Source organism: Streptomyces sp. UF-297, assembly GCF_058245575.1.
In genome coordinates this window covers 1-9580 of record NZ_JBSIBZ010000162.1, presented here as the reverse complement: position 1 = coordinate 9580, position 9580 = coordinate 1, and the positions used below count along the sequence as shown (strand labels likewise).

The following is a 9580-nucleotide window of genomic DNA, read 5'->3' as shown; positions in this document are numbered from 1 at the left end:
GGCCCCGCACCGCGCGGGTGCGGGGCCCGCCTCCCCAGCGCGCCACAACCCGCCCGACCGGCATAACGTCAGATGGACGATTACACTGGGCGGCGTGCCCCAACTTCGCATCGCCCTCAACCAGATCGATTCCTGCGTCGGCGATATCGGCGCTAACGCCGACGCGGTCGTGCGCTGGACCCGGCACGCCGCCGAGCGGGGCGCGCACCTGGTCGCGTTCCCCGAAATGGCGCTGACCGGCTATCCCGTCGAGGATCTCGCGCTGCGGTCGTCCTTCGTCGAGGCGAGCCGGGCCGCGCTGCGGTCGCTGGCGTCCCGGCTGGCCGAGCAGGGCTTCGGCCAACTCCCGGTGGTCGTCGGGTACTTGGACCGGTGCGAGAAGGACGAGCCGCGCTTCGGCAGGCCCGCCGGGTCCCCGCAGAACGCCGCCGCGGTGCTGTACGGCGGCGAGGTCGCGCTCACCTACGCCAAGCACCACCTGCCCAACTACGGTGTCTTCGACGAGTTCCGCTACTTCGTCCCCGGTCAGACGCTGCCCGTCGTGCGCGTCCACGGCGTCGATGTCGCGCTCGCCATCTGCGAGGACCTGTGGCAGGACGGCGGCCGGGTGCCCGCCGCCCGCGCGGCCGGGGCCGGGCTGCTGCTCTCGGTCAACGCCTCGCCGTACGAGCGCGACAAGGACGACACCCGCCTGGAACTGGTCCGCAAGCGCGCACAGGAGGCGGGCTGCACCACGGCCTATCTCGCGATGACCGGCGGACAGGACGAGCTGGTCTTCGACGGCGACTCGATCGTGGTCGGCAAGGACGGTGAAGTCCTCGCGCGCGCACCGCAGTTCGCCGAGTGCTGTGTGCTGCTCGACCTCGAACTGCCCGCCGCCGCGCCCGAGCCGCCCTCCGGTGTGGTGGACGACGGCCTGCGCATCGAGCATGTCGTCCTGACGCCGGAGCCGCTGCCCGCCTACGAGCCGCGGGAGCCTGGCGGGCAGGCCGGCCGGATGGAGGACCTGGAGGAGATCTATACGGCGCTGGTGGTGGGCCTGCGGGCGTACGCCGCCAAGAACGGCTTCGCCAGTGTGGTGCTCGGGCTCTCCGGCGGCATCGACTCCGCCCTCGTCGCCGCCATCGCCTGCGACGCGCTGGGCGCCGCCAACGTCCACGCGGTGGCCATGCCCTCGCGCTACTCCTCCGACCACTCCCTGTCCGACGCCGCCGAACTGGCCCGGCGCACCGGCCTGAACTTCCGTACGGTGCCCATCGGCCCGATGTTCGACGCGTACATGGGAGCGCTGGAGCTGACGGGGCTCGCCGAGGAGAACCTCCAGTCGCGGCTGCGCGGCACGACGCTGATGGCGATCTCCAACCAGGAGGGGCACATCGTGCTGGCCCCGGGCAACAAGTCCGAGCTCGCGTGCGGCTATTCGACGCTGTACGGCGACTCCGTCGGCGCGTACGGCCCCGTCAAGGACGTCTACAAGACCGACATCTTCCGGCTCGCCCGCTGGCGCAACCAGGCCGCCGCCGACCGCGGCGAACTGCCGCCCATCCCGGAGAACTCCCTCACCAAACCCCCGAGCGCCGAGTTGCGCCCGGGGCAGGTGGACACCGACTCGCTGCCCGACTACGCCGTACTGGACCGGATCCTGGAGCTGTACGTGGACCGGGACCGGGGGCGCGCAGAGATCGTCGCGCAGGGCTTCGACGAGGACCTGGTGGTACGCGTGCTGCGCCTGGTGGACACCGCCGAGTACAAGCGCCGCCAGTACCCCCCGGGCACCAAGATCTCCGCCAAGGGCTTCGGCAAGGACCGGCGGCTGCCGATCACCAACCGCTGGCGGGAGACGGCGTAGCCGGGCGCCCCTGAAGCGGGGCGCCCGCCGATCCCTAGCCGGTGAGGTCGGCGCTGAGGGTGGTGCGCGGGACGCTGACGATCGCGTCGAACGCCTCCAGCGCCGGGACCTCGATGAAGGCGGTGTCCAGCCGGGTGCGGGCCGGGCCGGGCAGACCGTGGCGGCGCGCGTGCTCGCGCAGCGCGCGGGTGGCGATCAGGGACGGTGCCTGCGGTACGCCCGCGAACAGCGCCTCGACGCTGTCCGGCGCGGCCTCGGGCGTGGCGGCCCGGCCCCAGCGCATCCCGGCCGGGTGGTCCCGGTCGGGCACGTTCTCCACCGTCTCGCCGCCGTTGCCGGTCAGCGCGACGGCGGCGTAGTCGGCGCCGAGCGCCCGGGCGAGGAGATTGCCCATGGTGGTCGCCGCCAGCGGCCCGTCGTCCCGGTTGGCGGCGCGCTGGATGTGCGCGTTGTGCCCGACGAGCACGGCGCGGGTGCCGGGCCCGGACCGCTCCAGGAAGTCCAGCAGCGTATCGGCGAGATAGCGCTCGCGGGTGGCGAAGCCCGCGATGTCGGGCGTGCCCGCGAGCGCCTCGGCCATGGCGCGCTGCGCGTGGTCGGTGGCCACCGCCGCCCGTACGTCCGAGAGCGCCGTCTCGTACGCCGTGCGGCCGCCGCGCTCGGTGTAGACCTCGCGCAGGACCGTGAAGCGGCCCAGCAGCCGGGCCAGCGCGGTGGTGAGCCGGTCCTGCAGCGCCGGGTCCAGGTCGAGCCGGGCGAAGGCCGGCACCATGACCGTGGCGCCCGAGATCGGCCCGGAGACCTCCAGTGCGGTGTGCAGGAAGCGCAGCGCTCCGGGGTCCACGGTGGCCAGGTAGTCGGCGACCGGCTCCAGTACGGGCGCGAGCGAGCCCCCGGCCCGGGGGATGTCGCAGCCGAGGAAGGTGACGGGGTGCTCGGCGGTGGCGTTGTGCCGCCGCAGCCGGCGCAGGGTGTCCCGGACCTCGGCCGGCATGCCCAGGCCCGTCGAGGCGTCCTCCCGTGGCGCCAGCAGGTCGTCGATGTCGCCGGGCCCGCCCTGGAGCCAGGCGTCGACGGCGCGGCCCTCGGCGGCTCCGTACTCCATGGCGTAGGCGGTGAAGCCCAGCTCCTGGACCAGGAAGCGCAGGATGCGGTCGCGCAGCAGCCCGAACTCGCGGATCTGGTGGGAGTTTTCACCGAGGGCGACCACGCGGGCGCCGCCCACGATGGCGCGCAGCGGTTCCAGGTCGTCCAGCGGCGCCTCGGGGTCGAGGGTGGCCAGCCGGTGGGCGTTGCGGGTGACCCAGTCGGTCAGCTCGGCCGGCGCGGCCCGCTGGTCCGGCTCGGCCGACGGGAGAAGGTCGCGAAGGTCGTTCACGGGGTGGTGGTGAGCGTCGTTCATGAGAGGTGCTCCGCAGGAGAAGTCGTCGGAGCCGGGCAGCACTTGGTACCGCACCGGCCAGGGCCGTGGTGCGGCGGAGCTGTCGAAAAGCCGGTATCAGCCTCGCCGCGTCAGGGCGCGGCGGGGCTTGAGGAACCAGGTCTGGCCCGTACAGGAACTCATGGCACGGACCGTAGCAATCGCGATCACCGGCCGCACCGGGTTTTCCGCGGGCGGACCGGGCTGGGCCGCCGGGCGGTCGGCGACGGGCAGGCGGCGACGGGCGGCCGGGGGCGGTCAGCCGATGCGGTCCGGGACCTCGGCCGCCGGGGCCGCCTCCTCGCTGCGGGCGACGATCTGGGAGGGCTCGGGGGCGGAGCGGTCCAGCAGCCCCGCGGTGAGGGCCAGGGCCAGGCCGACGGCCGCCAGTACGGCGCCGACCAGGGTCGGTGAGGTCCAGCCCCAGCCCGCGGCCAGCGCGAGGCCGCCCACCCAGGCGCCGCCGGCGTTGGCGAGGTTGAAGGCGGACTGGTTGGAGGCGGCGGCCAGCGTGGGCGCGTGCTGGGCCTTGTTCATGACCAGCATCTGCAGCGGGGTGGTGGTCATGAAGCCGACGGCGCCCAGGACGACGACGGTGACCAGGGCCGCCCACGTGGACTGGGCGGTGAAGTGGAAGGCGACCAGGGTGGCGGCGAGCGCCGCCATGGACCCGTACAGCGTGGGGCGCAGCGCCCGGTCGGTCAGCGGCCCGGCGGCCAGTGCGCCCAGGGTCATGCCGATGCCGAAGAGGGCCAGCACGAGGGGTACGGAGGACTCCGCGAAGCCGGTGACCTCGGTCATCATCGAGGCGAGGTAGCTGTAGACGGCGAAGACGCCGGCGAAGCCGAAGACGGTGGTGAGCAGGCCGAGCAGCACCTGGCTGTCGCCCAGCGCGCGCAGCTCGCGGCCCAGTCCGGCCGGCTCCTCGGCGGGCAGCGGCGGAATCAGCCGGGCCAGCGAGGCCATCGCGACCAGCCCGATCGCGGTGACGACCAGGAAGGTGGCGCGCCAGCCGAGCTGCTGGCCGAGCCAGGTGCCCACGGGTACGCCGACGATGTTGGCGACCGTCAGGCCGAGGAACATCGTCGCCACGGCGCGCGCCTGGCGGCCCTCCTTGGCCAGCTTGGCGGCCACCACGGCGCCGACGCCGAAGAAGGCGCCGTGCGGAAGACCGGCCAGCAGCCGCCCGGCGACCAGCAGACCGAAGTCGGTGGCCAGGGCGGAGGCGAGGTTGCCGAGGGTGAAGACGGCCATCAGGGCCACCAGCATCCGCTTGCGCGGGACGCGGGAGCCCAGGGCGGTCAGCAGCGGGGCGCCGATGACGACGCCGAGCGCGTAGGCGGAGACGAGGTAGCCGGCGGTGGGCACCGAGGTGCCCAGATCGCCCGCGACGTTGGGCAGCAGGCCCATCATCACGAACTCGGTGGTGCCGATACCGAAGGCCGAGATCGCGAGCGCGAGCAGAGCCAAGGGCATGAGAGACCTTTCGGGGACGAAGCGCGCGGGGGGGCGCGCCGGCAGGATGTTCCGTAAGTTCTTGGTCGGAACAAAGTCTCTCAGGCGGCGTATTCCGTCGTGTAATCCGTCGCGCGAACGGGACGTCACGCGTGCGGGCCGCCGGGCCCGCGGAATGCGGCCCGGCGACCGTCGCCCCAGGTCAGATCTTTACCGTGGCGGCAATCGGAAGGTGGTCGCTGCCCGTCTTGGGCAGGGTCCAGGCCGAGACCGGGTCGATGCCCTTGACCATGATCTGGTCGATCCGCGCCATCGGGAAGCTCGCGGGCCAGGTGAAGCCGAAGCCGTCGCCCGCCGCGCCCTGGGCGGAGCGCATCTGGGCGGTGACCGGGGCCAGCGACCGGTCGTTCATCGTGCCGTTGAGATCGCCGAGCAGGATGACCTTCTTGATCGGGTCGGCGACGATCGCCTCGCCCAGCGCGTCGGCGCTGTTGTCGCGCTGGTTGGCGGTGAAGCCCGCGTCCAGCTTGACGCGTACGGAGGGAAGGTGGGCGACGTAGACCGCGACGGGGATGCCGTTCGGCCCGGCGACGGTGGCGCGCAGCGCCCGCGTCCAGCCCATCTTGATGTCGACCGGGCGGGCGTCGCTGAGCGGGTACTTGCTCCACAGCCCGACCGTGCCCAGCACCGAGCGGTAGGGGTAGCTCTTCTCCAGCGCCTGCTTGTAGGAGGGCAGCGCGGCCGCGGTCAGCTCCTCCAGGGCCACCACGTCGGCGCCGGAGGCCTCGATGCTCTTGGCGGTGCCGGTCGGGTCCGGGTTCTCGGCGTTGACGTTGTGCGTGACGACCTTGAGGTTGCCGCCCGTACCGGACTTGTCGGTGATCAGCCCGCCGAAGAGGTTGACCCACACCACGGCCGGCAGCAGCAGCGCGATCAAGGCGGTGGCCGAGCGGCGCAGCACGGCCGCCACGAGCAGCAGCGGGACGCCCAGGCCCAGCCAGGGCAGGAACGTCTCCAGCAGCGAGCCCAGGTTGCCGACGGAGTTGGGGATGTCGGAGTGCAGCACCATGACCAGGCCGAGCACCACGGCGAGCACCGCCAGGAAGATGCCGCGCCGCCACATCCCCTGCGGGCGCCACCAGCGCAGCAGACGCCCGGCCCGGGAGCCGCTCCGGCCGGGGCCCTGCCCCTGCTCGGCCTCCGTCATGTATGCCTGCGCCATGTAGCTGCCCTCACTGCCCTGCTCGCCGCGCCGTACGTCCGCCCGCCTGTGGCCCTGACCCTAGGCGATGGTCCGTAATCTGCCTTCTTAGAAATGAGGACGGCCCGCCGACGGGTCGGGGTTCCTCCTTCGGGGGCGGCGGGAGCCGCTGTGACAGAACGAGCACAGTCCCGTCATGGGCAGGTCAGACCGGGGCCCGGCGCAGGACACCCGCGACCGCGCTCAGCGGCGCGGGCGTACGCCTTCCAGGACCGCGTCGACGATGTCCTCGGCGAGTCCCTCGGGCAGTTCCTTCCACTCGTGGAACATCGCGCGCGAGAGCATCGGCCCCACGAAGAGGTCCGCCAGCAGGTCGACGTCCAGGCCGGCCCGGATCTCGCCGCCGTCGGTGCCGCGCCGCAGCACGGCCAGCAGCGCCTCGCGGCGGACCCGGACGACCGTGTCGTGGTACTGCTGCCACAGCGCCGGGTGCGCCTTGATGTGGGCGACGACGGTGCGCAGCAGCGCGGAGTTGCGCTTGGCCAGGCCGCGCCTGCGCAGGAACTCCAGGATCACCACCAGGTCCTCGCGCACCGATGTCCCGGCCAGCGGCGGGTGTTCCTCGTCCAGCGAGCGCATCACGTCCAGCATCAGCTCGCTCTTGCCGGGCCAGCGGCGGTAGACGGTGGCCTTGCCCACGCCCGCCTCCCGGGCGATGCGCTCCATGGACAGGGCGTCCACGGAGGCGCCGTCCTCCAGCATGCGCAGCACCGCCTCGATGATCGCGGTGTCGGCGGCGGCGCTGCGCGGGCGGCCCCGGCGCTCGCCGGGGCCTGCCGTACCGGGCGCAGCAAGGCCCCTGCCGTCTCCCGCCGCCCGGTTCATCGCCGTACTCCCGCCTTCCGTGCCGCCGTGTGCCCCGCGCCGCGCGGGGCGCTGCCCATCTTGCCCGGCAGGAAGGCCGCGACCACTACGGCGCCGATCACGGCGACGGCGGCGGAGCCGAGCGCGGTGATGTGCATGGCGTGCAGGAAGGCGGCATCGGCGGCCTCGGTCAGGGAGGTGCCGGCCGTGCCGAGGCGTCCGGCCAGGCCCAGGGTCGCCTCGATGGACTCGCCGGCCGCGTGGCGTACGGACTCCGGTACGGCGGCGGGCAGCGCGTCGAGGTGGCCCTGGATGCCGTTGCGGTAGGTGGTGGACAGCACCGAGCCCAGTACGGCGACGCCGAGGGTGCCGCCGACCTGCCGGAAGGTGTTGTTCAGCGCCGAGCCCGAGCCCGCCTTCTCCCGCGGCAGGGACTGCATGATCGAGACGGTGACCGGCGGCATGATGTGGGCCATGCCGGTGCCCTGGACGAAGAAGAGCAGCTCCAGCACCCAGACCGGGGTGGCGGTGTCCAGCAGGACGAACCCCGCCATGGTGAGCGCGACCAGCAGCATGCCGACGGTGCACACCACGCGGGAGCCGAAGCGCTCGACGACGAGCCGGGCCCGCGGCGCGAAGAGCATCTGGGCGGCGGCCAGCGGCAGCAGCATCAGCCCGGCCTGCAGGGGCGTGAAGCCGCGCACGCTCTGGAGGTAGAAGACCATGAAGAACGTGACGCCCATCAGGGCGAAGAAGACCAGCGCGATGGCGGCGACGGCGGCCGAGAAGGCGGGCCTGCGGAAGTAGCCGATGTCGATGGAGGGGTGGTCGGCGCGCTTCTCGTACAGCACGAAGCCGACCAGGACCAGCAGGCCGCCGAGGACCGTGCCGAGCACCTGCGGGTCGGTGAAGTCGGCGAGCTGGCCGCCCTTGATGATCCCGTACACCAGCAGGACCAGGCCGGTGACCGAGAGCAGTACGCCCACCGGGTCCAGCCGCCCGGGGGCGGGGTCCTTGGAGTCGGGGACCAGCAGCACCATCGCGGCCAGGGCGATGAGCACGACGGGGACGTTGACCAGGAAGACCGAGCCCCACCAGAAGTGGTCCAGCAAAAGGCCGCCGGCTATCGGGCCGATCGCGATGGCCAGGCCCACCCCGCCCGCCCAGATGCCGATCGCCTTGGGCTGCTCCTCGCGCTCGAAGACGTTCATGAGGATGGCGAGGGTGGCGGGCATCACCAGCGCGCCGCCCAGGCCCATCACGGCGCGGAAGGCGATGAGCTGGCCGGAGGAGGCGGAGAAGGCGGCGAGCACGGACCCGGCGCCGAAGACGACCAGACCCGCCAGCAGCACCTTCCTGCGGCCGAGCCGGTCGCCGAGCAGGCCGGAGGTGAACAGCAGGCCCGCGAAGACCAGGGTGTAGGCGTTGATCGCCCATTCCAGCCGGCTCTGGCCCGCGCCCAGGCCGACGGGCGCGGGCGTCGCGATCGTCTTCATCGCGACGTTGAGGATCGAGGTGTCCAGCACCACGATCAGCAGGCTGAGCATGAGAACGGCCAGGATCGCCCAGCGCCTGCGGTGGATGCGCCCGGGCACCTGCTTGGCGGGCACCGAGCCGGACGGAGCGGAGGCGGTTGCCATACGGGCCAGCGTACGCCCATTCCGATACGAGCCCGTTCCGTATCGATGACGTACTGGCGGCCCGCCCTTTCCCTTCCGTGGCACGACGTGCCAGCATGGACGGCACGTCCGGGGACGCCGTCAGGGCGCCTCGAGATGATGAACAGGAGCCGTCACCATGACGCAGCTTTCGCCTGCCCAGAAGCAGGCCGGCGCCGCCGCGCCCGCGCCCGCATCCGACAGCAGCAAGTCGCTGTACGGGGGCACGAGTTCGCGGCGGATCACCGTACGCGACATCGCCCGCGCCAAGGAGCGCGGCGAGAAGTGGCCCATGCTCACCGCCTACGACGCGATGACCGCCTCCGTCTTCGACGAGGCCGGCATCCCCGTCCTGCTGGTCGGGGACTCGATGGGCAACTGTCACCTCGGCTACGAGTCCACCGTGCCCGTCACGATGGACGAGATCGCCATCCTGTCCGCCGCGGTCGTCCGCGGCAGCAAGCGCGCCCTGGTCGTCGCCGACCTGCCCTTCGGCGCCTTCCAGGAGAGCGCCGTCCAGGCGCTGCGCAACGCCACCCGGCTGGTCAAGGAGGCCGGGGTGGGCGCCATCAAGCTGGAGGGCGGCGAGCGCTCCGCCCACCAGATCGAGCTGCTGGTCTCCTCCGGCATCCCCGTCATGGCGCACATCGGGCTGACCCCGCAGTCCGTCAACGCCTACGGCGGCTACCCGGTCCAGGGGCGCGGCGAGGAGGCCGCACAGCAGCTGCTGCGCGACGCCAAGGCGGTCCAGGACGCGGGCGCCTTCGCCGTCGTCCTGGAGGCCGTACCCGCCGAGCTGGCCGCCGAGGTCACCCGCATCCTGCACATCCCCACCGTCGGCATCGGCGCGGGCCTGGAGTGCGACGCGCAGGTCCTGGTGTGGACCGACATGGCGGGCCTGAACGCGGGGCGGGTGCCGCGCTTCGTCAAGCAGTACGCCCAGCTTCGGGCGACGCTGGGCGACGCGGCGAAGTCGTTCGCGGACGAGGTGGTCTCGGGGGCCTTCCCGGCGGAGGCCCACACCTTCCACTGAGCCGGTGTCCGGCGGGGCCGTGCCGGTGTGACGGCTTCGGCCGTCGCCGGCTCCGCCTCGTGAGCGAGGTGGCGCGCCGTCGCGGCGGGAGGATCTCCGC

General features: G+C 72.8%; 7 protein-coding genes. 2 read left to right on the top strand and 5 right to left on the bottom strand.

Going from position 1 to position 9580, the window contains the following annotated elements; genetic code table 11:
- The first annotated feature begins 94 nt into the window (after window positions 1–94).
- Window positions 95–1849 carry an NAD+ synthase gene (locus tag AC4IJH_RS42505; protein ID WP_490857405.1) on the top strand — a complete coding sequence of 585 codons (1755 nt, stop codon included), beginning with the start codon at window positions 95–97 and terminating at the stop codon, window positions 1847–1849.
- Between the two features lie 34 nt (window positions 1850–1883).
- Here AC4IJH_RS42505 and AC4IJH_RS42500 read toward each other — a convergent pair whose 3' ends face one another.
- From AC4IJH_RS42500 to AC4IJH_RS42480, 5 genes are all read right to left on the bottom strand, one after another.
- Entirely contained in the window at window positions 1884–3251 is a 1368-nt protein-coding gene (locus tag AC4IJH_RS42500) for an erythromycin esterase family protein (protein WP_490857404.1), read from the bottom strand.
- A 276-nt stretch (window positions 3252–3527) separates the two neighbouring features.
- Window positions 3528–4745 carry an MFS transporter gene (locus AC4IJH_RS42495; RefSeq protein ID WP_490857403.1) on the bottom strand — a complete coding sequence of 406 codons (1218 nt, stop codon included), beginning with the start codon at window positions 4743–4745 and terminating at the stop codon, window positions 3528–3530.
- A 181-nt stretch (window positions 4746–4926) separates the two neighbouring features.
- The gene (locus tag AC4IJH_RS42490; RefSeq protein WP_490857406.1) at window positions 4927–5847 is read right to left on the bottom strand and encodes an endonuclease/exonuclease/phosphatase family protein; all 921 of its coding nucleotides are present in this window, start codon (window positions 5845–5847) and stop codon (window positions 4927–4929) included.
- Window positions 5848–6168: 321 nt separating this feature from the next.
- Window positions 6169–6810 (bottom strand): TetR/AcrR family transcriptional regulator, encoded by a 642-nt coding sequence (locus tag AC4IJH_RS42485; protein WP_490857402.1) that lies wholly within the window; start codon window positions 6808–6810, stop codon window positions 6169–6171.
- Window positions 6807–8429, bottom strand: coding sequence for an MFS transporter (locus AC4IJH_RS42480; protein ID WP_490857401.1), 1623 nt, complete (start codon window positions 8427–8429; stop codon window positions 6807–6809). Before AC4IJH_RS42480 ends, AC4IJH_RS42485 begins: the two co-directional genes overlap by 4 nt.
- A gap of 157 nt (window positions 8430–8586) precedes the next feature.
- Between AC4IJH_RS42480 and panB the strand changes: the two genes are divergently transcribed.
- Window positions 8587–9480, top strand: a complete 894-nt coding sequence (panB, locus tag AC4IJH_RS42475) for a 3-methyl-2-oxobutanoate hydroxymethyltransferase (RefSeq protein ID WP_490857400.1) — start codon at window positions 8587–8589, stop codon at window positions 9478–9480.
- Window positions 9481–9580: the final 100 nt, after the last annotated feature.

Excerpts from the sequence above, each read along its gene's own strand:
- AC4IJH_RS42500 (WP_490857404.1), bottom strand. The coding sequence starts at position 3,251 with ATGAACGACGCTCACCACCACCCCGTGAACGACCTTCGCGACCTTCTC.
- AC4IJH_RS42495 (WP_490857403.1), bottom strand. The coding sequence starts at position 4,745 with ATGCCCTTGGCTCTGCTCGCGCTCGCGATCTCGGCCTTCGGTATCGGC.
- AC4IJH_RS42490 (WP_490857406.1), bottom strand. The coding sequence starts at position 5,847 with ATGTGGCGGCGCGGCATCTTCCTGGCGGTGCTCGCCGTGGTGCTCGGC.
- AC4IJH_RS42485 (WP_490857402.1), bottom strand. The coding sequence starts at position 6,810 with ATGAACCGGGCGGCGGGAGACGGCAGGGGCCTTGCTGCGCCCGGTACG.
- AC4IJH_RS42480 (WP_490857401.1), bottom strand. The coding sequence starts at position 8,429 with ATGGCAACCGCCTCCGCTCCGTCCGGCTCGGTGCCCGCCAAGCAGGTG.
- panB (WP_490857400.1), top strand. The coding sequence starts at position 8,587 with ATGACGCAGCTTTCGCCTGCCCAGAAGCAGGCCGGCGCCGCCGCGCCC.